Source organism: Streptomyces sp. NPDC050422 (genome assembly GCF_044458665.1).
In the GTDB taxonomy this organism is placed as follows: Bacteria; Actinomycetota; Actinomycetes; order Streptomycetales; family Streptomycetaceae; genus Streptomyces.
Genome location: NZ_JBITIE010000007.1, coordinates 88106 through 109748, shown reverse-complemented (window position 1 = coordinate 109748; position 21643 = coordinate 88106). Strand labels below are relative to the sequence as shown.

Sequence of the window (21643 nt, the reverse complement as noted above, 5' to 3'; positions counted from 1 at the left end):
GCACCCCCACATAGGAGTGAACAGCATGGGCATCGCCGACCAGTTCAAGGACAAGGCGCAGGAGCTTGCCGACCAGGGTCAGAAGAAGATGAAGGGCGGCAAGGGCGAAGGCCAGCGCCAGGGCCAGGGCCAGGGCCAGGGCCAGGGCGAGCGCCAGGGTCAGGGCCAGGACCGTCGCCAGGACGCGTCCGACCGGGCCCGCCAGGCGTCCGAGCAGGGTCGTGACAAGGCCCAGGGTGCGGCGGACGACATGCGTGAGCGCTTCGACCACTGACGTACGCACGACAGACGCGTTCTCCGCGTCACATGGTGAGGGGCGCGCCCGGTTCCGACCGGGCGCGCCCCTTCCGCGTGGCGGATGCGGCGCGCTGCGGGGCGGGCTCGGCCTGAGCCCGTGCCGCAGCGCGCGTCCGTCGGGTGACGGGCGGCGGGTGTTCAGCGGCGCCCGCGGGGCATGGGCACGATGTTTCCGCGCCGGCGGGCGGCGATGAGCATGGGAATCGCGATCAGCAGGCTGACGATGACGGGCACGATCGACGCCTCCAGGCCGAAGTCTCCACCGGTCAGCAGGTCGGGGCCGTCCGGAGTGGTGGTCATCAGGCCCTCGGAGGCGTGGCCGGAGACGGGGATGCCGATCAGGCCGAGGGCGGTGTTCCAGGCGAAGTGCAGCCCCACGGCGAACCAGATGTTGCGCTTCCACAGGAACGCGGCGCCGAGGAGGACGCCGGCCTCGACGGCGATCGCGAGTGAACTCCACAGCGTGGCGCCGGGGTTGGCCATGTGCAGTCCGCCGAACAGCACCGCGGTGGTCGTCAGAGCCGCCCAGCTGCCGCACAGCTTTTCCAGTGCCTGGAGGGCGAGGCCGCGGAAGAGCAGTTCCTCGGTCACGGCGGCGCCGAGCGACATCGCGGCCATGCTCGCCACGATCGACAGGCCGTTACCGGGCCGTTCGTCGAACGAGAACTCGGTGATGAGCATGAGCATCGACACGGTGATGAACCCGAAGCCGATCGCGGCACCGGACAGCGTCTGTGTCACGGCTCCCGGCTTCGCGATCTCCGGCGTGCTCCGCCGGGCGACGTAGTGCATGACCGCCCAGTAGATGCCAACTGCCACGACCGCGCCCACGATGGCGACGACCCCACCGACCGACGCCAGGCTGGACGCCAGGCCCACCCCGACTATGCCGATCAGCATCCAGACGAGGGGGTACCGGAGGAAGTGGCTACCCTCCCGGCCTGTGGGTGGGGGCGACGCGATGTGAGCCGTATTCAAGGTGATCTCCGTATGCCATCGGCCGCGCGCCTTCCGGCGGCCTGCCATGAACGCTATGAGAGCGGCGGCGTCTGCGAATCACCCGTGAGTGGACAGTTCGCGTAGCTCTGCCGGGGGACAACGGGGCGACGGCCACCGCGAAGGGCGAGGCGTTCACGGTGTGACGCGGAGCGTCCGGGCTGTCCTCCGCGCGGCGGTCAGGAGGCGGTCCAGTGCTGGTTGTCACGGCCGTTGCATTCCCAGAGCACGATCTGGGTGCCGCTCGCGCCTCCGAAGAGATCCAGGCATTTGCCGGTGGACGCGGACACCAGCGCCGTACCGGAAAGGCTGACGCGCTGGACGGAGGACCGGTCGCAGGTGGCCAGGACGACCGGGGTCCGGTCCTCGGTTCCGGTGACGGTCACGCAGAGGCCGCCCTGGCGCAGACTGCCGTCGGGCTGGGGACTCCAGGACTGGCCGGCCGAACCTCCGCAGGCGGATGCCAGAAGTTGCGCTCCCGAACCGGCACCGGTCAGGCACTTGCCCGAGGCCTGGACGGCCAGAGCGACGCCCTTCACCGTGGTTGAGCCGCCGGCGTTGTCGCTGCCCGGCTTCGTGGCGCTGCCCGTAGCGGGGGCGCCCGTGGCCGACGACGAGCCGGACCCCGTGGCGGCAGTGCTTCTGCCCGGGTGGGGCGTGGCCTGGGCGCTCTTGCCCGATGACGGAGAGGAGGCGACGGACGGGGTGACGGAGGGGGATGCTGATTGCTCCGCCGTCGGAGCTCCCGGCAGGAGTGACTGCCCCCCGGCTCCCTCGTACTCGCTGTCGGACTCCACGAGCCCTTCGGCGGGCGCGTCGGCCCGCCGGCCGGAGCTGTCGGAGCCCCCGCCGACCGTGACGGCCACCCCCGCGACGACCGCGGCGACCGCCACGGCGGCGGCCGTAGCCAGAACCCACCTCCGTCGCAGGAACGCCCAGCGACGGGGGGAAGCAGCCGCCGGTATCTCATGAGCGGACACCGACTCTGCGGAGGACCGCGGGAGTCCGGGCTCGGTGCGCCCCTGCGCCGGTGCGCTCCGTCCCGCCTCGGTCTCGCCGCCCTCGGTGCTCTCGGCGCGCTGCGCCGCGATGGCGCGAGCGAGTGCGGCACGGGCGGAATCGAGGTTCAGCGCATCGTTGCTTCGAAGGGGCTTGGCCGGCCGTGAGCTGTCGGATCTGGAGACGTTTCGCTTCGGCAGCTCTGACATTCGGTTGTGCTCCCTGAATATGAGGTCGAGCCCTGAGGAGTGCTCGGAACGAGAAGGCGACCAACAGCGCATGCCTCCCCCTGCTTCGGCAGGCGGTTCATACAGCGCTTTCCCGGAGGGCAGAGGCCCTCGGGGCGCGTGAGGAGGAGTGCAGTGGATCAATCCCTATCCAATCGCCGCACACCCTGCAGAAGGAAGGTGAACACGCCGCTTGATAGACGGTGAGTTGGCGGGAACGGTTCGCGATATGTCGTACGAACTTCGGCCGGGTCCGATTTCGTCGGGAGGACAGGGCTCGTCACGCCGAGACGTCGGCCGTACCGGTGGCAGGCGCCGAAGGCCGCCTGGTGGCTGTGCGGCTCCGGCCGGTAGTGGTGCTGGTCCTCGACCAGGGAGACCGTGTTCGCTCCGCTGTCCAGCAGAAGGGGCCGGGATGGCGGCGGCTCGCCCGTGCGGACGACCGCATCGTTTCGCAGTCAGCGAGGAGGGCGGCAGTCAGATCGTGCGGGCGCGGGTGCCGTACGTACCGGCCGGTCCCTTCAGCTGCCTCCGGCAGCTGCTTCGACCAGCTTCACGAGAGGCGCCAGGATCCGTGGCAGGTCGTGTTCCGAGGTGAGCACCGGGTGGTCCTGCCAGGTGTGCTCGGTGCCGGTGTCGATGAAGAGCAGCGAAGTGGCCCCCGACTCCCACAGGGACACCATCCCCGTGCGCTCGCCCGATTCCAGCGTGAGCTTCACCGCCGTGGCCTTCGGCCGTCCCCGGGACGGGATTCCGGGGACCGGCAACTTCACCGCAGAGCCGATCCCACGGGAGCGGAGTTCGTGTTCATGGGCGGCATGCCAGTCCTTGAGCCACTGAGCGACCTCTGACATTGCGCCCCCACGTGGGTCTCGAACGGGCCGTAGAGCTTGATCGTAGGACCGGAGACATAGGCGGCGTCACGTTGATGCCTTCGAAGGCAGAGCACGGGGCTCTCGCGGGCCGCGGGGCGGCAGGGTCCGGCTGAAGACGAGGTTGGTGGTCGTGCTCCCGAACTCGGCCAGCGCGTCGACGATTTCCTCCAGGTGCGCCATCGATGTGGCCGCCACCTTCAGGACGTAACAGTCGTCCCCGGTGGTACGCAGGCACTCCAGGATCTCCGGACGCGCATCCAGCATCCGGTGCAACGGCTCGTGCCGGCTCCCCGGGTACTTCAGCCGGACGACCGCCAGGGCCACATATCCGGCCCGCTCCAGATCCACTTCCGCGCGATACCCCGTGACGACTCCGACCGCCTCCAGCCGACGCACCCGCTCCGTCGTCGCCGACGCGCTCAGGTTCACCCGCCGGGCCAGCTCCGTGAAGGCGAGCCTGCCGTCGCGCTGGAGCTCGTCGAGGATCGCCCAGTCGGTCGCATCAAGATTCTCGGCCATTCGCGCAGACTACCGGGGGATCCACGGGTGAACTGCGCCTGGACAGGCAGGAATCTCTTCTGCCGGACCGTATGGCCTGGCTAGGCTCGACTGGGTGAAGATCGGTGTGAACGTCCTCAATTTCGGACCCGGAACCGACCCCGGAGTCCTGCACAGCTGGGCCCAGACCGTGGAGGGACTGGGCTTCGACCTGCTGATGGTCTCCGACCACATCGCCATCACGCCCGACGTCGCCGAGCAGTATCCGGCCCCCTTCTACGAGCCCTTCACCACCCTGTCCTGGCTGGCCGGCCGCACCACCCGGATCCGGCTCGGCACGACGGTCCTCATCGCCCCCTACCGGCACCCGCTGCTCACCGCCCGGATGGCGGCCAACCTGAACGACCTGAGCGGCGGCCGTCTCGTCCTCGGCGTCGGGATCGGCTGGGCACGGCAGGAGTTCGCCGCCCTCGGCCTCCCCTTCGAGCAGCGGGGACGACTGACCGACGCCGCCCTGCGGGACCTGCGGGCGGCCTGGGCCGACACGGCCGCGTACGGAACCGGGAAGATCCCGGTATGGGTGGGCGGCAACAGCGATGCGGGCCTACGCCGGGCGGTGCGGCTCGGCGACGCCTGGCATCCGCTGCGGTGCACGATGCCCTGGCTCCGGGAGGCGGCGGACCGGCTGAAGTCGGCCGCGTACGAACAGGGCCTTCCGGTGCCCGCCTTCGCTCCCCGGATCGTGCTCCGGCCCACCACGGCACCGGTCGATGGCCCGGAACGCCTCGCCGGTGAGGGCACGTTCGACCAGATCATGGACGATCTCGACCAACTGCGGCTGCTGGGCGCCGACACGGTCGTCCTCGACCCGTACAACGGCGACCCCCACGAGACCCGTCACCCGCAGCCGGCCCGGCAGGCACTCGCCACGGTGGCCGCGCACCTGAACCTGAAGGAGCAGTCATGACCACGCCCGGCGACCACGCCCTCCTGCGGCGCGCCATCGCTCTCGCGGCCGAGGCACGCGAGAGCGGAAACCCGCCGTTCGGCTCGCTGCTGGCGGCCCCGGACGGGACGGTCCTGGCGGAGGACCGCAACACGACGCTCACCGACCGGGACATCACCGCGCACCCGGAACTGAAGCTCGCGCGATGGGCGGCGAGGGAACTCGACGCGGTCACGGCGGCGGCCACCACGATGTACACCAGCTGCGAGCCCTGCACGATGTGCGCGGCGGTCATCCAGCAGGCGGGCCTGCGGCGCGTGGTGTTCGCCCTCTCCGGCGAACAGCTCCTGGACATCAGGCCGGGCAACGGCCGCCGGCCCGTGCCGCAGGAGGGTCCGGCGCTGCTGGAGGAGGCGCGGGCGGTGATGGAGCCGTACTACGGCTGACCACCGCTCGTCCGGCGGTCAGGGCGCCTTGACCGCCTCGACGAAGGGCGTCCATGCGGCTGTGTTCACGATGAGCACGGGGCCGTGGGGGCGCTTGGAGTCGCGTACGGGGACGAGGCCGGGGTGGCCTTCGGCGACCTCGAGGCAGTCGCCGCCATTGGCGTTGCTGTGGCTACTCCTCCGCCAGTCTGCGCCGTACAAGTCGAGTGGGGTGCGCACCATTTCGATAGTCCTCTGTCGATGCTTCGAGCACTGCCAGGGATGAGTCCGGCGACTCGGCGGCGGCCCTGAGTAGATCGTAGGACCTCCGATACTGCTTGACGATCCCCGGATCGTCGATCGTGTTCCCGTGGTACTGCCCTTCGGTGTAGAAGAGCGGAGGCGCGTCCGCGAAGTCCAGCAGCATGGCGTTGTTGTACATGAGGGCGTGGGCCCCCGTGTTCCACGGAACGATCTGCAAAATGATCCGTCCGCTTCTGGTGAGAGCTGCCACATGTTCAAGCTGTTCAGCCATCTGCGGCGGCGGCAGGACCGGTTGCCAGAGCAAGGTCTCGGGCATGACGATCCAATACTCCGGATTGCCCCTTTCCAGTAGGTGTTGGGCCCGTTGGAGCCTGGCACGGACCATCACATCCGTCTCTTCGGGAAGGCCCGGCACGCGTTCGGCCCGGAAGAGCTCGCGAATGTACGCCTCCGTTTGCACCAGGCCGGGAATGACGGTGGGCGACCACTGCCCGATCGTCAGCGCCTGCTTCTCCGTCTCCAGAACGCGCTCAAAGTACTGGGCATGGCCCTTGCGGCGTGCTTCCCGCACGTCTTCACAACGCCGTTCGAAGAACCCGTCCGTCCCCAGCACCCGGTCCACATGCTGCGCCAGTTCCACCGGCATCCGCCGATGCCCGTGCTCGATCTCGCTCAGGTACGTGATGCCGAAGAAGCTGCCGTCCGCCAGCTTCTCCAGGGTCAGGCCCGCTTCCTCCCTCTTGAAGCGCAGCTCCTTCCCGTAGAACTGCGGGACTCCCGCCGATCCGTCGATCTCCTTGCGTGTGGCCACCCTGCCGACCGCCTTTCGCGCTGTGCTCTGTGGAGCGGAAACCCCTTTCACGGTAGAGGTCCGTACGGCAGCGTGTGAGGTGTTCGTCACAGTCAGCAACGAAAGGTGTACGGGCCCCTCATGGACGACTCGCAGGACGTCACGTACGACATCGGCGCGGCGATCGACGCCCTCCGTGCCGCGCTCACCACGCACGGCATCACCCTCCCCTCGCTCGGCGTCGACCCCCTGACTCTTGCCGCGCGCACGACCCGGCCACCGCTGATCGCGCTCGGCAACTGCAACGCGGCCACCGCACGCCGGCTGGCCGAGGCGCTGCGACCGGCGGAAGCCGGATGACCGTGCTGCCGCTCGCGGTCGACCTCCTTGCCGTACCGAAGGCCGTACCGGAGGTCCGGCGGATGCTGCGGGCGCGGTTCGCGGGCGTGGATGTAAGTGATCTGACGCTCTGCGTCAGTGAGTTGCTGTCCAACGTGATCGTGCATCTCGGCGAGGGGGTTCCCGTCACGCTCCGGGTCAGCGGCACGCACACCGGTCGCGTCCGGGTCGAGTTGAGCGACCCGGCGCCGGGCGTCTGGCCGGTGCTCCGCTCAACCGGCAGCGGCGACGAGTCGGGGCGCGGGCTGCTGCTCGTGGACGCGCTGTCGCTGCGGTGGGGCGTGGAGCAGGGACCGTACGGGAAGGCGGTGTGGTGCGAGCTGCGGGCGCCCGTCCAGCACCCCGACGTCGAGTGGGCTGCTTCCAGCTGCCGCCCGGACCCGTTCCCCTCCCGGTGCCGAAGTCATCGGGGAGATGAGAGCGAAGTGGGCGCGGCGGATGTGGCCGGGACGGCCTTGCGCACATGTGTAGCCGCCCAGATCACTCTCAACTCCGGGTTGACCGGGTGATCTGGCTGGATTCGTTGCGGCCGATGGCATCGGGTTCAGGTGCTGGGTGGACAGCGGCGGCCAGGTAACGTCACTTGTTCTGCTGGAGATAAACGACCTTCGCTACGTCGTTGAGCCACTGCCGGAGACTGATTCCTGGCGGCGGTGACACGTCCAGGCCCAGGATTGAGGCAGTCTTCTTGAGGTCTCTGTCTGTCTTGGCCATGGCGAGCAGCTCCGTGATGTCTCGAAGAAGTTGGTCCAAGTCGGATTCCGATGCTCCTGACAGGTAGTCGTCGATGGCCTCGCTGTAGGACGTGTACTCATCAGAGAAGTCTTGATGGAAATAGGCGCCTAGGAACTGGTTCAGTTCGGGGAAGCGTTCTCGGCACTCCCACGCGGTTCGTGGCAGCGTCCAGCTTTTCCGGGCGGAGTTTTGGAGTTGGCGGACCAGATGTTCACGGATGATGCGGAGGCAGTCCTCAACGCTGCGGCCCGATGATGGTTCGATCTCTGGGAACAGTGCGATCTCGTTCGCGATCTCAGGGGAATGCAGGCCGGTCCGGAGAATGTCGTCGAGTTGATGTACGGCGGTAGCCGCCCTCTCCGGGTCCGCGGAAGCGATTCTGAGGTACGCGGACAGTGCCGGTCCAGGGGTCTCAGAGGTGTCGGTGAACGTGTAGGTGTGCGCCGCGTACGCCGCCAGGAGTTCCTGGACCTCGTGGAAGCGAGATCCAGGGCTGGGGGATGATGTCATGTGAGGGCTCCGTTCAGGTCTCGCGTCAGGGCGTGGGGTACGAGGTCAGAATCCGGAAACCCGCTGGTGCATTGAGGTCCCGCTTCAGAATGACACGAACCGACCTCACCTCTTGGGGTGAGCCGCCGTGTTTGAAGCCTGAGCGTGTCAAGCGGAGTCCTGTGGTCTCGTCGAAGGACGCCTCCAAATCAAGTTTCGTCCTCTTGCCCTGCAGCCAGTTGTCGATCTTTCTCTGGTTGCGCAGCAAGGTCTCGTCCGCGAAGCGTTGGGCGTCCGCATCACTCAGGAATCGGGAGTCGGCGTCGAGTCGGGGTTCGTTTCGCAGGCGGTTGCGCATGTCCCGGGTTGTCTTCTGGACGTGACGCTTGAGGGTGTGGGATCCGTTCTTGCCCTCATCCCCCTTGACGTCAGCCCGGTGCTTGGGTTTGACCGGTCCCTTCCGCTTGCTGCGCGGCCACGCGTTCTGGGTCGGCGTCTCTGGAGAACCGACGACGTTGGAAAGGCCGTCGCTCGCGCCTGCGGTCATGAGGACGATGCCGGAGGTACCGAGTAGAGCGGCATTGATGGCGGCTTCGGCCGTGACGGCGCCGACTGCTCCGACGCCGGCAAGGGCGAGACCGCCGGGCGGGAACAGGGCGAGGAGGGAGAACAGGAGGAGGGCGAAGCCGAGGTAGACCAGAAAGTTGTCGAGGGCTTCGAGCAGGTGGAGCGTAGGGATGGCCTTTCCGGCGGGGCCGGCGTCGCCGAGTCCTCGGTAGAGGAGCAGAAGGCCGGTGGTGGCTCCTCCCAGGGCCGTGGCGATGCGGAAGCGGTGCGCGGCCAGGGGTTCACCGTGAGGCTGGATCGAGGTCGGCTGCCAGGCGCGGAGCAGGGTGATCAGTTGCCAGGTGATCCAGGCCAGGGCCGCGATTCCGAAGCCCATCAGGATCTTTGGGCCGTTGCCGGTGGTGAAGTAATCCTGGAGTTGGGCAGTGGACTTGAACGAGCCGACGCCCAGGAAGAGCAGTCCGGGGAGTATGAGCATGCACGGGATGAGGAGCAGCCATCTACGCTCGGAAGTGCCGGCCCGGGCGACCTTGAGGTGCTTTCGTATCTCTTCGGGGCGCCACGCACTCTGCCGGTCGGTGGCGTCCATCTGTTCGGTGATCCGGGCGACTGCCTCGCGTAGCGGCTCGGTCTCGTGCGGAGGTGAGAGAGCGGCGGCGTACAGCAGGGAGCGGCGCAGCCGGATGTAGCGAAGAGCGACGAGCAGAGTCCATCGCGGGCGCCAGGACGCGTAGCGGAGCATTGCGGCGGCCGAGTCGCCGTCAGCGCGCTCGGCGGTCGTCAGCACTCCCGGAACGGTGCGTTTGCCGCTGTGTAGTTGGTACACATCGATGGTCATGGCGATGGCCAGGCACAGCAGGGGGGCGGCCCAGGCGAGCTCGTTCAGCGTCTCCAGCCATTGCTCGGCCTGTTCTGTGGATTTCTCGGCGGCGTAGTTGTTCACCGCGTGGTGCGCGGACGCGGCTGCCACCGGTAGCGCCGCCAGCACGCGTGCCCAACCCCGGGTTCGCCACAGCAAGCCGACGCCCAGTCCTGCCAAAGCTGTCCACACGAGATGGGAGAAGGTTTCGGCGACCTGTGGCCCGACGATGGCCGACTGGCCGGTGGGGCCGGGCAGCCAGGCGGTGAACACCTGCGCCGGACCTGGGATGTACGGCGGGAAGAGGCTGTCCGGGATCATCCACCCGCCGCCTTCGCGCGGGATCGCGCGGTCTGGTTCCAAGCCGTACCGGAGCACGGCCTCCAGCAGGCCGAAACCGGCCCCGAGCCCGGCGCCCAGCACGACGAAGTCGGTGAGCCCCCACTGTCTGCGGACCTTGGTGTAGAGGCCGGCCAGCAACAGGGGGGAGACCTTGATCAGTTCCTCCAGCCAGGGTGCAACCGTGTAGCTGGAGGACCCCACCACCTCGGTCAGGGGCTGTCCGGACTGGTCCGCATACAGGCGGGTGTAGGTGAGCTGGAGTAGAGCCGTCGCCACACCGCACCCGTACACCCCCACCGCGAAGGCCAGCAGCACTGTCGAAAGTCTTACGGAGCGCGCAGGCCATGCCAGTGCGAACAGTTGAAGCACACCCCAGACAGCAGCAGCTGCCATCACCACCGTCATGCCCACCCCCGACCTTCGAAGCGCGTTTGAAATTCGCAAAAGCGAACATCATGTTAGACGCGTGGCTGGGTGTCGAACAAGGGGGCGGAGGCAACTCCGCGCCGAGGTAAGTGAGATGGTCTGGTTTGAGTCCTTTCGACTCTCTCGCGGGAGTCGACGCCGCGTTGTAGTGCAGTTTGCAGAGGGCGGGGCAGTCCGCCACTGGCGGCGGTGTGGTCAATCCAGGTGCCATCCGTGAGCGCTCTGTTCTGACTTCGGGTCCCGGCTGACTGTTGCCTCGTCAGCCGGCGGGTGGGCGGGACGTCGTCAGCGCAGCTTCAGCTGTTCGCGAAGCCGCGTCACGTGAGCCTGGACGTTGCGCTCGATGTCCGGGCCCGGTTCCGCGGCAGGGGCATCGGCGGGCTGGCGGCAGGGCCCGCACAGGCCGTCGCGGAATGCTTCGGCCTTGCCGGGTGCGCCGCAGTCGGTGCACTCGACCATCAGGCGGGGCGTTGAAGTGCCCGGCGGTACGGGTGCCGGGGCGGCGGATCGGTGGGGCGGGAGCTTGGTGACGAGGCGCTTCCTGACGAAGCCGAGGGGCGAGTCCACGGTCGCGGGCAGTCCTGCGGTGACGGTGTGGACGAGGTAGTCGGCGTCCGCACCGCGTGCGAACCACTCGGCGGCCAGCTCCTCCAGCTCTCGGCAGTCGTCCTCGGAGAGGCCCAGGCGTTTGTCGGTGGGCCCCAGCCGGGTCAGGGCGAGGTAGGCGGGTGACGCGTCGCCCGGGGAGGTGCGCTGCTGCGGTACGAGCGGGGTGGGCGCGGGCTCCTCGGATGCGGCGGGGGCTGCGGGCTCGGCCGGGACCCACGGCGGTGGGGGCGTGGCCGATGTGATCACCGGTTGCAGTAGGCGGTGGCTCGCCTCGGCGGTGAGGAAGGTGTTCCACCACTCGTTGTCGCGGGCCGTCCGCGACCAGAAGGTACGGGTGACCCAGCGCAGGGTGTCGCCGTCGCCGACCGCGCACCGCGCCTGGCGCAGGTGACCGGCCACGCCCAGGGCCCGCAGCGCGCTGCCGATGGCCATCTGCCCGTACAGGGGTTGCTGCTTGGCGAGCGACTTGATGTTCATCGCGGCGCCCTCGGGGAGCGTGTCGACGTATGCGGCGATGTACCGCTCCCGCTCCGGGAGGAACGCGAAGTCGTCGGCTCGGGGCGGGCACTGGTCCGGGACGGAACGCTTGCCGTAGCCGGGGCTGGCCTTTGGGCACGGGGCCGGAGCCGGGACTGCGGGTGTCGGCAGGGCAGAGCTAAGGTTCGGGGTAGCCACGAGATCGTCTTTCTTTGCGGTCGATCTTGGGTGAGACCCCGGCCGGTGCATCAACACCGCGTCGGGGTCGCTACGTCGTGGGCACCGTAAGCAGTTGCGACGCTCTGCCGCAAGTCGGTCACAAATTGTCACACTTGCTCGCCGTTACGGGGTAGGGAGGTGGGGAGGGTTTCCCCAACCTCCTTCTTTTACCTACCGGTTGTCAGGCATCGCTCGAATCTCGGCACTCGAAACTCGGGGCTCGGGTCCCGAGCGTCGAGACTCGGGCCGAGCCCCCGTCGCGTACCCACGAAAGAGTGAACAGGGCCTTTCGAAGCTCGGAGTTCGGGGCTCGAACCTTGAATCTCGGGGCTCGTATCTCGAACCTCGGGTCTCGAAGCTCACCGCTCCCGCCCCTGCCCCTACCGCGGCGGCAGCGGCGGACGTCGCCGGTCCGGGGCCGTGTCGTACGTCGGCGGCGTCGCCGGCGGGTGCGCGGCCAGCAGGTCCAACGCGACCCGTACCGCGTCGTCCAGCACCGCGTGCCGGCCCTCCGCCCAGTCCAGGGGCGTGCGCAGCGCCTCCAGGTCCGGCTCCACGCCGTGGTTCTCCACCGACCAGCCGTACGTGTCGAACCAGGCCGCGTTCATCGGCACCGTGATCACCGTGCCGTCGCCCAGGCGGTGGCGGCCCGTCATGCCGACGACCCCGCCCCACGTGCGCTGGCCCACCACCGGGCCCAGCTTCAACAGCCGGAACGCGGCGGTGATCATGTCGCCGTCGGAGGACGTCGCCTCGTCGGCCAGGGCGACCACCGGGCCGCGGGGGGCGTTGGAGGCGTACGACACCGGCTGGGCGTCGCGGGTGAGGTCCCAGCCGAGGATCGTGCGGGTGAGTTTCTCGACGACCAGTTCGCTGATGTGACCGCCCGCGTTGCCGCGTACGTCCACGATCAGGGCCGGGCGGGAGACCTCCAGGCGCAGGTCCCGGTTGAACTGGGCCCAGCCCGAGCCGCCCATGTCGGGGATGTGGAGGTAGCCGCAGCGGCCGCCGCTCAGGTCGCGGACGACCTCGCGGCGTTTGGCGACCCAGTCCTGGTAACGCAGCGGCCGTTCGTCGACCAGGGGGACGATCGCTACGCGGCGCGAGCGGCCCCCGCCCTCGGCGGGCCTGAAGGTCAGCTCGACCGTGGTGCCGCCCGCCGCGGAGAGCAGGGGGTAGGGGCCGGTGACCGGGTCGACCGGGCGGCCGTCGACATGCGTGAGGACCGCGCCCTCGCGGATGCCCGTACCGGCCAGGGGGGAACGGGCCTTGGAGTCCGAGGAGTCGCCGGGCAGGATGCGCTGGAGGGTCCAGTCGCCCTCGCGGCACACGAAGTTCACGCCGAGCAGGCCGATCGCCCGCTGGTAGTGCGGCGGGCCCTCGTTGCGGCGGGCGGGGGAGACGTACGCGTGCGAGGTGCCCAGTTCACCGAGGACCTCGCGGAGCAGGTCCGCGAACTCGTCGGGTGTGGCGACCCGTTCGATCAGGGGGCGGTACTGGTCGAGGATGGCCGGCCAGTCGATGCCGCACATGTCCGGCTCCCAGAAGTAGGAGCGGATGATGCGGCCCGCCTCGCCGTATGCCTGCCGCCACTCCGCCGGCGGGTCGGCCTCGTGCAGGATGCGGCGCAGGTCGATGTAGACCGTGGAGTCGTTGTCGCCGGGCTCGGTGGCGGGGACGGCGCGCAGTTCGCCGTCGTCCATGACGACGAGGCGGGAGGCGTCGCCGCTGACGGCGAACCAGTCGAGGTGGTCGACGAGTTCGGTCTTCTTCGCCTTCGCGATGTTGAAGTACTCCAGGGTCGGCCGGCCTGACATGTCCGCCGGGTTGGCGAACGTCTCGCCGAGCGCGCCGGAGATCGGCCAGCGCAGCCAGACGAGGCCGCCGCCGCTGACCGGATACAGCGCCGAGTACTTGGAGGCGGAGACCGGGAACGGTGTGACCCGGCTCTCCAGGCCCTCGAACTCGACGGTGACCGTGCAGCCCTCGGCCGCCTCCGCCTCGTCGGAGTCCACCGGGTCCAGGCCGCCCGCCGCCGGCCGGCCGTCGGGGGAGAGCGCGAAGGGGGACGGGGTCGCCGAGGAGAGCGGGACGAGGTAGGGGCGGCAGCCGAGCGGGAAGGAGAGGTCGCCGGTGTGCACGTCGTACACCGGGTCGAAGCCGCGCCAGGAGAGGAAGGCGAGGTAGCGGCCGTCGCCCGTGAAGACGGGGTTCTCGTCCTCGAAGCGGCCGTTGGTGACGTCGACGATCGCGGGGGCGCCGGGGCCCTGGATGCGGGCGAGCTTGATCTTGCGCAGCGAGCGGCCGATGCCGGGGTGCGACCAGGTCAGCCAGGCGCCGTCCGGGGAGAACGCCAGATCGCGGACCGGGCCGTTGACGGAGCGGATCAGTTCGGTGGGCTCGCCGGTGGACGTCTCCTCGTCGGTTTCCAGAGCGCCGGTGTCCAGGATGCCGGTGTCCAGGAGGAGCAGCCGGCCGTCGTGCGAGGCGATGGCGAGCCGTTCGCCGTCCGGGTCGGCGATCAGTTCCTGGACCCGGCCGATCCGGCCGGAGGCGAGCCGGCGCGGGGCGCGGTTCCCGCTGGCCCGCGGCAGGGAGGCGATCTCGATGGCGTCCTCGCCCTCCGCGTCGGTGACGTACGCGACCTGACCGCCGCTGCCGAGCATCTCCGGCAGCCGGACCCGGACACCGGGGGTGTCGGCGATGGTGCGGGCGGGGCCGTCGCGGTGGGTGAGCCAGTACAGGCTGCCGCGTACCGCGACGGCGCTGGCTCGGCCGGTCTCGTCGACGGAGAGGGAGTCGATGTTGCTCGCGGCCGCCACCTGGTAGGTCCGGCGCCCGGCGCGCGGGCCGCCGAGCCGGACCTCCAGCTTCCGGGGCACGGCATCGGGCGACTCCAGATCGTCGACCAGCCAGATCTCACCCGCGCACTGGTAGACGACGCGGCGGCCGTCGCTGGAGGCGTGCCGGGCGTAGAACGCGTCGTGGTCCGTGTGGCGGCGCAGGTCGCTGCCGTCGGGCCGGCAGGAGTAGAGGTTGCCGACGCCCTCGTGGTCGGAGAGGAACGCGATGCGGCCCCCGACGAACATCGGTGACTCGAGGTGCCCGCCGATGTCCGGGAGCAGCCGTTCGCCGTGCAGCCACAGGCGCCCGGTCGCCCCGCCCCGGTACCGCTTCCAGGCGGCCGGCTCGTGCGGCGGCTTTCCGGTGAGCAGGAGCGTGCGGCGCTCGCCGTCGATCTCGCCGACCGCGATGTCGGAGACCGGACCCCAGGGCAGCCGGCCGCCGGGGCTGCCGTCGGTGGGCACGCCGTACGCCCAGGAGAAGTACGAGAACGGCTGCCGGTGCGAGGAGACGGCGAGGATCTGCGCGGTGTCCCCGGGGTCGGGGGTCCAGCCGCAGACCCGGGCGTCCGTCGATCCCCAGTAGGTGAGCCGGCGGGACGGGCCGCCGGTGACCGGTGCCAGATGGATCTCCGGGTCGAGGGTGCGCCAGGTCGTGTAGGCGATCCGGGTTCCGTCGGGCGAGAAGCGCGGATGGCTGACTCTGGTGCGGTCGACGGTCACACGCCAGGCGCGTCCGGGCACCTCGCCCTCGGGGACGAGGGGTGCCACCCAGAGATCGTCCTCCGCCGCGAAGCAGAGCAGATCGTCGTGGAGGTGCGGGAACCGGAGATACGAGACGTCGTCACTCACCCCCCAATGCTTTCGGTGCGAGGGGGCCCCGGCAACTTGTGGTGCGGAACACAAGCGAAACGATTCCGTTTCGCTCGGTGCGCGGGGTAACGTCGATGTGTACGAAACAGTTTCGTTCGATTGACTGACGTGCGAAACACGCGAGCTCATGGAACAGGAGGTCGACCCATGGCACGCACACGGCTCACGCCCGAGCGTGAGAGCGAGCTGTACGCCGCCGTGCTCGACCTGCTCCGCGAGGTCGGCTACGACGCGCTCACGATGGACGCCGTCGCCGCCCGTACCCGTTCCAGCAAGGCCACCCTCTACCGCCAGTGGGGGAGCAAGCCCGAGCTCGTCGTCACGGCCCTGCGGCACAACAAGCCGGTGACCCTCGGCGAGGTCGACACCGGCTCGCTGCGCGGTGACTTCCATGCCGTCCTGGGCCGCAGTGACGACTGCCAGATGGAGAAGGACGCCGCGCTGATGCGGGGTCTGAGCCATGCCGTCCACGAGAACCCCGATCTCCTCCAGGCCCTGCGCGAACTGCTGATCGAACCGGAAATGACCGGCCTCGACCTGCTGCTGCGCCGTGCCGTGGGCCGGGGTGAGCTGCGTCCGGACAATCCGGCGCTGAAGTACGTACCGCATATGCTGATCGGCGCTCTCGCCGCTCGGCAGCTGGTCGAGGACCGCGCCGTCGACCGGGCGTTTCTTCTCGACTACGTCGACTCCGTGATCCTCCCCGCTCTCGGAGTCTGACCCCGCCGTCCCCACGGCCCTCTCCCCGAAGCACCGAAGCGCCAAAGCCCCACCTGACACGCCGCTCTCGTCGTCGGGCTGGTTCCTCACGCCCTTTTCCACTCAACGACCTGACCGGGAGTACGCCCCCGTGGCCACATTCCTCTACAAACTCGGACGGCTCGCCTTCCGGCGCCGCCGCTATGTCGCCCTGATCTGGGTGGCGCTGCTGGCCGTCGCCGGAGTCGGCGCGGCCACCGCGTCCACCGCCACCTCCAGCTCCTTCTCGATCCCGGGTACGGAGGCCCAGAAGGCCTTCGACCTGCTGGAACAGCGATTCCCCGCGGCCAGCGCCGACGGCGCGACCGCGCGCATCGTCTTCAAGGCCCCCGAGAACGAGAAGATGACGGACCCGGCCAACAAGGCCGAGGTCAACAAGATCACCGCCGGGCTGAAGTCCGGCTCGGACCAGATCGCCTCGGTCGTCGACCCGTACGCCGGAAAGGCCGTCTCCAAGGACGGCTCGACCGCGTACATCTCGGTGACGTACAAGGTCAACTCGATGGAGCTGACCGATGCGACCCGGGACGCCCTGGAGGGCTCGGGTGAGGCGGCGCAGAAGAGCGGGATGACCGTGGAGATCGGCGGTGACGCGCTCCAGGTGATGCCGGAGACCGGCGCCACCGAGGTCATCGGCATCGCGCTGGCCGCGGTGGTGCTCGTCGTCACCTTCGGCTCGCTGATCGCGGCGGGGCTGCCCCTGCTCACCGCGCTGATCGGTGTCGGCATCGGCGTCTCGTCGATCACGGCACTGGCCAATGTGCTGGACCTCGGCTCCACCACCTCCACCCTCGCGATGATGATCGGCCTCGCGGTCGGCATCGACTACGCGCTCTTCATCGTCTCCCGCTACCGCGCCGAACTGGCCGAGGGCCGGGAGCGCGAGGAGGCCGCGGGCCGTGCGGTCGGCACGGCCGGTTCCGCGGTCGTCTTCGCCGGGCTCACCGTCGTCATCGCCCTGGTCGGGCTGGCCGTCGTCAACATCCCGATGCTGTCGAAGATGGGCTTCGCCGCGGCCGGTACGGTCGCGATCGCCGTCCTCATCGCCCTCACCCTCGTCCCGGCCATGCTGGGCTTCGTGGGCAAGCGGATCGTGGGACGCAAGGCGCGCAAGGCCGCCGAGGCGGAGAACAAGCCCGATGCCAAGCCGAACATGGGCACCCGCTGGGCGCGGTTCGTGCTGCGCAAGCCGGTGTGGGTGCTCCTGGTCGGTGTCCTCGGTCTGGGCGCCATCGCCGTACCGGCCGCGTCGCTGGAGATGGGTCTGCCGGACGACGGCTCCCAGCCCACGAGCACCACCCAGCGCCGCGCCTACGACCTGCTCTCCGAGGGATTCGGCCCCGGCTTCAACGGCTCGCTGCTGGTCGTCGTCGACACGGCGAACAGCTCCGACGGCAAGACCGCCGCGAAGCAGGTCGGTGACGAGATCTCCGGCATGAAGGGTGTCGTCGCCGTCACCCCGGCCACCTTCAACAAGGCCGGCGACGCGGCGATGATCACCGTCGTCCCGAAGGACCGGCCGAGCTCCGTCGACACGGAGAACGTGGTCCACGCGATCCGCGACGCGGGCAAGGACATCAAGTCCGACACCGGCGCCGAGGTGCTGGTCACCGGTGCCACCGCGATGAACATCGACTTCTCGGAGAAGATGAACGACGCGCTGCTGCCCTACCTGGCCCTCGTCGTCGGCCTCGCCTTCCTGCTGCTGATGGTGGTCTTCCGGTCGATCCTGGTGCCGCTGAAGGCGGCACTCGGCTTCCTGCTCTCGGTCGTCGCGGCCCTGGGCGCGGTCGTCGCGGCCTTCCAGTGGGGCTGGCTCGGCGGACTGTTCGGGGTCGAGCAGACCGGTCCGATCATGTCGATGATGCCGATCTTCATGGTGGGTGTGGTCTTCGGTCTCGCGATGGACTACGAGGTCTTCCTCGTGACCCGGATGCGTGAGGCGTACGTCCACGGCGAGAAGCCCGGCCAGGCCATCGTCACCGGCTTCAAGCACGGTGCCCGGGTCGTCACGGCCGCGGCCGTGATCATGATGGCGGTCTTCTCCGGATTCATCGGATCCAGCGAGTCGATGATCAAGATGATCGGCTTCTCGCTCGCCATCGCCGTCTTCTTCGACGCGTTCGTCGTCCGCATGGCGATCGTGCCCGCGGTCCTCGCGCTGCTCGGGAAGCGGGCCTGGTGGCTGCCGCGCTGGCTGGACCGGGTGCTGCCCAACGTCGACGTCGAGGGTGAGGGCCTGCGCAAGGAGCTGGCCGCCACCTCCGCCGGTGACGCCGGTGACGCCGGTCCGGACACCGGGGGCGAGCGCGAGCTGACCCGCGTGTGACGCGACCGGTGCGAACCGGTCGATGAGCCGCTGAACCCCGGGGCCGCGTCTGAGCGGAACGCGGCCCCGGAAGCGCCGGTTACCTGTGGGGACGGGGGACCGGGGCGACGAGAGCCCCCGTGCACCTGTGCACGGGGGCTCTCGTCATGTCGTCGTGGGTCAGGCGGGCGCGGTCTCGGGCGCGGTCGGGGCCCCGGTCCCGGCCCGGCTGCGCGTGCGTCGCAGGAAGCGGATCAGCGGCGCGCAGTCGAACTGCACCACGTCGACGCCGTCCGCCGTATGGCGTTCGACGACCAGCTGGGCCCGGCCGCACGGCCAGATCCGGAGGCTGTCGTGTGCGACGGGGGAGCGCAGTCCGCGCTCCAGCAGATCGCGCGGGATCGGCCACTCCGTGCCGCCGGGGAAGGCGACATGGATCGTGTCGGGGGCGTCGGCGGCGCCGGCGGTGTCGTAACGCAGCTCGACCGGGACCACGGGAAGGTCGCGGGCGTCGGTGACGAGCCGGGCGCGGGCATGTTCTTTGATCACGGGGGACATGGGCCGGCTCCTCCTGTGTATACGTCTTCGTCCTCCAATGTCCCATATTTTCGTAAAAGGGCACTGTGGGAACCCTGGGCAGTTGTGACATCCCTGCTCTTGCGAATGGTTCGCAACAAGGCCCTATCATTGAGAGGTTCATGACCCCGCGCAGCAACACAGGAACGCAGGAAGCGGAGCCTCCCCCATGCATGTACCCGACGGATTCATCAACGCGCCCGTGTCCGCCGTCGCCGGAGTCGTGGCCGCCGGTGCGGTGGCCGTCAGCCTGAAGGGGGCCAGGCGCGAGCTGAACGAACGCACCGCCCCCCTGGCAGGGCTGGTCGCCGCCTTCATCTTCGCCGTGCAGATGCTGAACTTCCCCGTCGCGGCCGGCACCAGCGGGCACCTGCTCGGCGGGGCCCTGGCCGCGATCCTGGTCGGTCCGTACACCGGAGTGCTCTGCATATCCGTCGTCCTGCTGATGCAGGGCATCCTCTTCGCCGACGGCGGGCTCACCGCGCTCGGTGTGAACATCCTCGACATGGGCATCGTGACCACCGTCGTCGCGTACGCCCTCTTCCGCGGTCTCGTCGGCGTGCTGCCGCGCACCCGCCGCTCCATGACCGCCGCGTCCTTCGTCGCCGCGCTGGTCTCCGTACCGGCCGCGGCCGCCGCGTTCACACTGATGTACTGGATCGGCGGAACCACCGACATCCCGATCGGCAAGGTCTTCACCGCGATGGTCGGGGTCCACGTCCTGATCGGCCTCGGTGAGGCCGCGATCACCGCGCTGACCGTCGGCGCCGTCATCGCCGTCCGGCCCGACCTGGTCCACGGCGCCCGCGGCCTCACCGCCCCGCTCAAGCTCCGCGTCGACGGCGAACTCGTCGACGCGCCCGCTCCTGTCCGGGAACCCGCCCCCGCCCACCGCTCCACCCGGGGCCTGTGGGCCACCGGCCTGGTCACCGCCCTCGTGCTCGCCGGTTTCGTCTCCTTCTACGCCTCCGCGAACCCGGACGGGCTGGAGAAGGTCGCCACCGACCAGGGCATCGACAAGGAGGCCAGGGACCACGCCGCCAAGGACTCCCCGCTCGCCGACTACGGCGTCAAGGACGTCTCCAATGCCCGGATGTCCGGCGGACTCGCCGGAGTGATCGGCGTCGGCGCCACCCTCGTCGTCGGCAGCGGTGCGTTCTACGTCGTCAGCCGCCGTCGCCGTACGCAGGACGAGCCCGACGCCGCCGGCTCCCGTACCGACGAGAAGGTCTGATGGGCGCCGGGCACGCCCACAAGCTCTACCGGCACGGGCACTCGCCGGTCCACGACCTGCCGCCGCACTGCAAGCTCGCCGCGGTCTTCGCCTTCGTCGTGGTCGTCGTCACCACCCCGCGCGAGGCGGTATGGGCCTTCGGGCTCTACGCGCTGCTGATCGCGGGCGCCGCCGCCGTGGCCCGCGTCCCCGCCGGCTTCCTCCTCAAGCGGCTGCTGATCGAGGTGCCGTTCGTCGCCTTCGCCCTGCTCATGCCGTTCGTCGTCCCCGGCGAGCAGACACACGTCCTCGGGCTCTCCGTCAGCGTCCCCGGACTCTGGGGCGCCTGGAACGTCCTCGCCAAGGGCACCCTCGGCGTCGCCGCCTCCGTCCTCCTCGCCTCCACCACCGAACTGCGCTCCCTGCTGCTCGGCCTCCAGCGCCTGCGGCTGCCGCCGCTGCTCGTCCAGATCGCCTCCTTCATGATCCGGTACGGCGATGTGATCACCGACGAGATGCGCCGGATGTCCATCGCCCGCCGCTCGCGCGGATTCGAGGCACGCGGGATACGGCAGTGGGGTGTCCTCGGAAAGTCGGCGGGCGCTCTCTTCATCCGGTCGTACGAGCGCGGCGAACGTGTCCACCTCGCGATGGTCAGCCGTGGCTACACCGGATCGATGCCGGTCATCGACGAGGTGACGGCCTCGCGCACCCAGTGGGCATACGCCGCGGCACTCCCCGTGCTCGCCCTCGTCATCTGTCTGCTGGGATGGACCGTATGAGCCAGCAGCCCCTCGCCACTTCCGTGCCGCCCTCCCTGGAGGTCAGCGGCCTCGCCTACGCCTACCCCGACGGCCACCAGGCGCTCTTCGGCGTCGACCTGACCGTCGCGCGCGGCGAGCGTGTCGCCCTGCTCGGCCCGAACGGCGCCGGCAAGACCACCCTCGTCCTCCACCTCAACGGCATCCTCGACGCGGGCGCCGGCACCGTCCGGGTCGCCGGGCTCCCCGTGGAGAAGCGCAACCTCGCCGAGATCCGCCGCCGCGTCGGCATCGTCTTCCAGGACCCCGACGACCAGCTCTTCATGCCCACCGTCCGCGAGGACGTCGCCTTCGGACCGGCCTCCGGCGGGCTGCGCGGCGCCGAACTGGAGGAGCGCGTCACCGAGGCGCTGCGGCAGGTCGGCATGGAGGAGTACGCGAGCCGGCCGCCGCACCACCTCTCCTTCGGCCAGCGCCGCCGCGTCGCCGTCGCCACGGTCCTCGCCATGCGCCCGGAGATCCTCGTCCTGGACGAGCCCTCCTCCAACCTGGACCCGGCCTCCCGCCGCGAACTCGCCGACATCCTGCGTTCGTTGGACGTCACCGTGCTGATGGTGACGCACGACCTGCCGTACGCCCTGGAGCTCTGCGGCCGCGCGGTCATCCTCAGCGACGGCGTCATCGCCGCCGACGACCGCACGCAGGACCTCCTGTGCGACGAGGAACTCATGCGAGCGCACCGGCTGGAGCTCCCGTTCGGGTTCGACCCGCGGTCGGTGACGGTTCGGGTTCCGTGACGGTTCGGGTTCCCTGACGGTTCGCGTTCCCTGACGGTGAACATCGGGTGACCCGCCCCTCGTCCGACCTGCGG

Annotated in this window: 21 protein-coding genes; 10 read left to right on the top strand and 11 right to left on the bottom strand. The window is 69.6% G+C overall.

Going from position 1 to position 21643, the window contains the following annotated elements; all coding sequences use genetic code 11:
* Window positions 1-25 precede the first annotated feature (25 nt).
* On the top strand, window positions 26-274 hold the full coding sequence (locus tag ACIBJG_RS12205; RefSeq protein ID WP_399307404.1) for a hypothetical protein: 249 nt from the start codon (window positions 26-28) through the stop codon (window positions 272-274).
* 161 nt (window positions 275-435) lie between these two features.
* Here the strand turns inward: ACIBJG_RS12205 and ACIBJG_RS12200 are convergent, their stop codons facing one another.
* The 4 genes from ACIBJG_RS12200 to ACIBJG_RS12185 all read right to left on the bottom strand — a co-directional run bounded on the left by ACIBJG_RS12200 (window position 436) and on the right by ACIBJG_RS12185 (window position 3913).
* On the bottom strand, window positions 436-1197 hold the full coding sequence (locus tag ACIBJG_RS12200; RefSeq protein ID WP_399307402.1) for a lysostaphin resistance A-like protein: 762 nt from the start codon (window positions 1195-1197) through the stop codon (window positions 436-438).
* Window positions 1198-1472: 275 nt separating this feature from the next.
* On the bottom strand, window positions 1473-2501 hold the full coding sequence (locus tag ACIBJG_RS12195; RefSeq protein WP_399307400.1) for a ricin-type beta-trefoil lectin domain protein: 1029 nt from the start codon (window positions 2499-2501) through the stop codon (window positions 1473-1475).
* Window positions 2502-3040: 539 nt separating this feature from the next.
* The gene (locus ACIBJG_RS12190) at window positions 3041-3373 is read right to left on the bottom strand and encodes a hypothetical protein (RefSeq protein WP_399307398.1); all 333 of its coding nucleotides are present in this window, start codon (window positions 3371-3373) and stop codon (window positions 3041-3043) included.
* A 66-nt stretch (window positions 3374-3439) separates the two neighbouring features.
* Complete coding sequence (locus ACIBJG_RS12185; protein WP_399307396.1) at window positions 3440-3913, bottom strand: Lrp/AsnC family transcriptional regulator; 474 nt, start codon at window positions 3911-3913, stop codon at window positions 3440-3442.
* Window positions 3914-4007: 94 nt separating this feature from the next.
* Between ACIBJG_RS12185 and ACIBJG_RS12180 the strand changes: the two genes are divergently transcribed.
* Window positions 4008-4859 carry an LLM class flavin-dependent oxidoreductase gene (locus ACIBJG_RS12180; RefSeq protein WP_399307394.1) on the top strand — a complete coding sequence of 284 codons (852 nt, stop codon included), beginning with the start codon at window positions 4008-4010 and terminating at the stop codon, window positions 4857-4859.
* On the top strand, window positions 4856-5284 hold the full coding sequence (locus tag ACIBJG_RS12175; protein ID WP_399307392.1) for a nucleoside deaminase: 429 nt from the start codon (window positions 4856-4858) through the stop codon (window positions 5282-5284). Before ACIBJG_RS12180 ends, ACIBJG_RS12175 begins: the two co-directional genes overlap by 4 nt.
* Before the next feature lie 18 nt (window positions 5285-5302).
* Here the strand turns inward: ACIBJG_RS12175 and ACIBJG_RS12170 are convergent, their stop codons facing one another.
* The gene (locus ACIBJG_RS12170) at window positions 5303-5485 is read right to left on the bottom strand and encodes a DUF397 domain-containing protein (RefSeq protein WP_399307390.1); all 183 of its coding nucleotides are present in this window, start codon (window positions 5483-5485) and stop codon (window positions 5303-5305) included.
* Complete coding sequence (locus ACIBJG_RS12165) at window positions 5457-6338, bottom strand: helix-turn-helix domain-containing protein (protein ID WP_399307388.1); 882 nt, start codon at window positions 6336-6338, stop codon at window positions 5457-5459. Before ACIBJG_RS12165 ends, ACIBJG_RS12170 begins: the two co-directional genes overlap by 29 nt.
* A gap of 120 nt (window positions 6339-6458) precedes the next feature.
* Here ACIBJG_RS12165 and ACIBJG_RS12160 point away from each other — a divergent pair, with 120 nt between their 5' ends.
* Together ACIBJG_RS12160 and ACIBJG_RS12155 are read left to right on the top strand one after the other, a co-directional pair.
* On the top strand, window positions 6459-6677 hold the full coding sequence (locus tag ACIBJG_RS12160) for a hypothetical protein (RefSeq protein ID WP_399307386.1): 219 nt from the start codon (window positions 6459-6461) through the stop codon (window positions 6675-6677).
* Complete coding sequence (locus ACIBJG_RS12155) at window positions 6674-7225, top strand: ATP-binding protein (RefSeq protein ID WP_399307384.1); 552 nt, start codon at window positions 6674-6676, stop codon at window positions 7223-7225. Before ACIBJG_RS12160 ends, ACIBJG_RS12155 begins: the two co-directional genes overlap by 4 nt.
* Window positions 7226-7295: 70 nt before the next feature.
* Here ACIBJG_RS12155 and ACIBJG_RS12150 read toward each other — a convergent pair whose 3' ends face one another.
* The 4 genes from ACIBJG_RS12150 to ACIBJG_RS12135 all read right to left on the bottom strand — a co-directional run bounded on the left by ACIBJG_RS12150 (window position 7296) and on the right by ACIBJG_RS12135 (window position 15134).
* The gene (locus tag ACIBJG_RS12150) at window positions 7296-7961 is read right to left on the bottom strand and encodes a contact-dependent growth inhibition system immunity protein (RefSeq protein ID WP_399307382.1); all 666 of its coding nucleotides are present in this window, start codon (window positions 7959-7961) and stop codon (window positions 7296-7298) included.
* 25 nt (window positions 7962-7986) lie between these two features.
* A complete protein-coding gene (locus tag ACIBJG_RS12145) occupies window positions 7987-10101 on the bottom strand; it encodes an RNase A-like domain-containing protein (protein WP_399307380.1) in 2115 nt (704 codons plus the stop codon).
* A 318-nt stretch (window positions 10102-10419) separates the two neighbouring features.
* The gene (locus ACIBJG_RS12140; RefSeq protein WP_399307378.1) at window positions 10420-11418 is read right to left on the bottom strand and encodes a MarR family transcriptional regulator; all 999 of its coding nucleotides are present in this window, start codon (window positions 11416-11418) and stop codon (window positions 10420-10422) included.
* 401 nt (window positions 11419-11819) lie between these two features.
* Window positions 11820-15134, bottom strand: a complete 3315-nt coding sequence (locus ACIBJG_RS12135) for a S41 family peptidase (RefSeq protein WP_399307376.1) — start codon at window positions 15132-15134, stop codon at window positions 11820-11822.
* Between the two features lie 168 nt (window positions 15135-15302).
* On the opposite strand from ACIBJG_RS12135, the gene ACIBJG_RS12130 reads away from it, so the two are divergent.
* Both ACIBJG_RS12130 and ACIBJG_RS12125 read left to right on the top strand, forming a co-directional pair.
* The gene (locus ACIBJG_RS12130) at window positions 15303-15875 is read left to right on the top strand and encodes a TetR/AcrR family transcriptional regulator (protein ID WP_399307374.1); all 573 of its coding nucleotides are present in this window, start codon (window positions 15303-15305) and stop codon (window positions 15873-15875) included.
* 130 nt (window positions 15876-16005) lie between these two features.
* On the top strand, window positions 16006-18243 hold the full coding sequence (locus tag ACIBJG_RS12125) for an MMPL family transporter (protein WP_399307372.1): 2238 nt from the start codon (window positions 16006-16008) through the stop codon (window positions 18241-18243).
* Window positions 18244-18402: 159 nt separating this feature from the next.
* Here ACIBJG_RS12125 and ACIBJG_RS12120 read toward each other — a convergent pair whose 3' ends face one another.
* Window positions 18403-18780 (bottom strand): SsgA family sporulation/cell division regulator, encoded by a 378-nt coding sequence (locus tag ACIBJG_RS12120; protein ID WP_399307370.1) that lies wholly within the window; start codon window positions 18778-18780, stop codon window positions 18403-18405.
* Between the two features lie 187 nt (window positions 18781-18967).
* Here ACIBJG_RS12120 and ACIBJG_RS12115 point away from each other — a divergent pair, with 187 nt between their 5' ends.
* The 3 genes from ACIBJG_RS12115 to ACIBJG_RS12105 are packed head-to-tail and all read left to right on the top strand — an operon-like array spanning window position 18968 to window position 21569.
* Window positions 18968-20032 (top strand): energy-coupling factor ABC transporter permease, encoded by a 1065-nt coding sequence (locus ACIBJG_RS12115; protein ID WP_399307368.1) that lies wholly within the window; start codon window positions 18968-18970, stop codon window positions 20030-20032.
* Entirely contained in the window at window positions 20032-20793 is a 762-nt protein-coding gene (gene cbiQ / locus ACIBJG_RS12110; RefSeq protein WP_399307366.1) for a cobalt ECF transporter T component CbiQ, read from the top strand. The genes ACIBJG_RS12115 and cbiQ overlap by 1 nt, the downstream gene beginning before the upstream one ends.
* Window positions 20790-21569 (top strand): energy-coupling factor ABC transporter ATP-binding protein, encoded by a 780-nt coding sequence (locus tag ACIBJG_RS12105; RefSeq protein WP_399307364.1) that lies wholly within the window; start codon window positions 20790-20792, stop codon window positions 21567-21569. Before cbiQ ends, ACIBJG_RS12105 begins: the two co-directional genes overlap by 4 nt.
* Window positions 21570-21643 lie beyond the last annotated feature (74 nt).

What these genes read in the sequence shown, in the direction of transcription:
- ACIBJG_RS12205 (WP_399307404.1), top strand. Translation starts at nt 26, where the DNA reads ATGGGCATCGCCGACCAGTTCAAGGACAAGGCGCAGGAGCTTGCCGAC.
- ACIBJG_RS12200 (WP_399307402.1), bottom strand. Translation starts at nt 1,197, where the DNA reads ATGCTGATCGGCATAGTCGGGGTGGGCCTGGCGTCCAGCCTGGCGTCG.
- ACIBJG_RS12195 (WP_399307400.1), bottom strand. Translation starts at nt 2,501, where the DNA reads ATGTCAGAGCTGCCGAAGCGAAACGTCTCCAGATCCGACAGCTCACGG.
- ACIBJG_RS12190 (WP_399307398.1), bottom strand. Translation starts at nt 3,373, where the DNA reads ATGTCAGAGGTCGCTCAGTGGCTCAAGGACTGGCATGCCGCCCATGAA.
- ACIBJG_RS12185 (WP_399307396.1), bottom strand. Translation starts at nt 3,913, where the DNA reads ATGGCCGAGAATCTTGATGCGACCGACTGGGCGATCCTCGACGAGCTC.
- ACIBJG_RS12175 (WP_399307392.1), top strand. Translation starts at nt 4,856, where the DNA reads ATGACCACGCCCGGCGACCACGCCCTCCTGCGGCGCGCCATCGCTCTC.
- ACIBJG_RS12160 (WP_399307386.1), top strand. Translation starts at nt 6,459, where the DNA reads ATGGACGACTCGCAGGACGTCACGTACGACATCGGCGCGGCGATCGAC.
- ACIBJG_RS12155 (WP_399307384.1), top strand. Translation starts at nt 6,674, where the DNA reads ATGACCGTGCTGCCGCTCGCGGTCGACCTCCTTGCCGTACCGAAGGCC.
- ACIBJG_RS12150 (WP_399307382.1), bottom strand. Translation starts at nt 7,961, where the DNA reads ATGACATCATCCCCCAGCCCTGGATCTCGCTTCCACGAGGTCCAGGAA.
- ACIBJG_RS12145 (WP_399307380.1), bottom strand. Translation starts at nt 10,101, where the DNA reads ATGGCAGCTGCTGCTGTCTGGGGTGTGCTTCAACTGTTCGCACTGGCA.
- ACIBJG_RS12130 (WP_399307374.1), top strand. Translation starts at nt 15,303, where the DNA reads ATGGCACGCACACGGCTCACGCCCGAGCGTGAGAGCGAGCTGTACGCC.
- ACIBJG_RS12120 (WP_399307370.1), bottom strand. Translation starts at nt 18,780, where the DNA reads ATGTCCCCCGTGATCAAAGAACATGCCCGCGCCCGGCTCGTCACCGAC.
- ACIBJG_RS12115 (WP_399307368.1), top strand. Translation starts at nt 18,968, where the DNA reads ATGCATGTACCCGACGGATTCATCAACGCGCCCGTGTCCGCCGTCGCC.
- cbiQ (WP_399307366.1), top strand. Translation starts at nt 20,032, where the DNA reads ATGGGCGCCGGGCACGCCCACAAGCTCTACCGGCACGGGCACTCGCCG.
- ACIBJG_RS12105 (WP_399307364.1), top strand. Translation starts at nt 20,790, where the DNA reads ATGAGCCAGCAGCCCCTCGCCACTTCCGTGCCGCCCTCCCTGGAGGTC.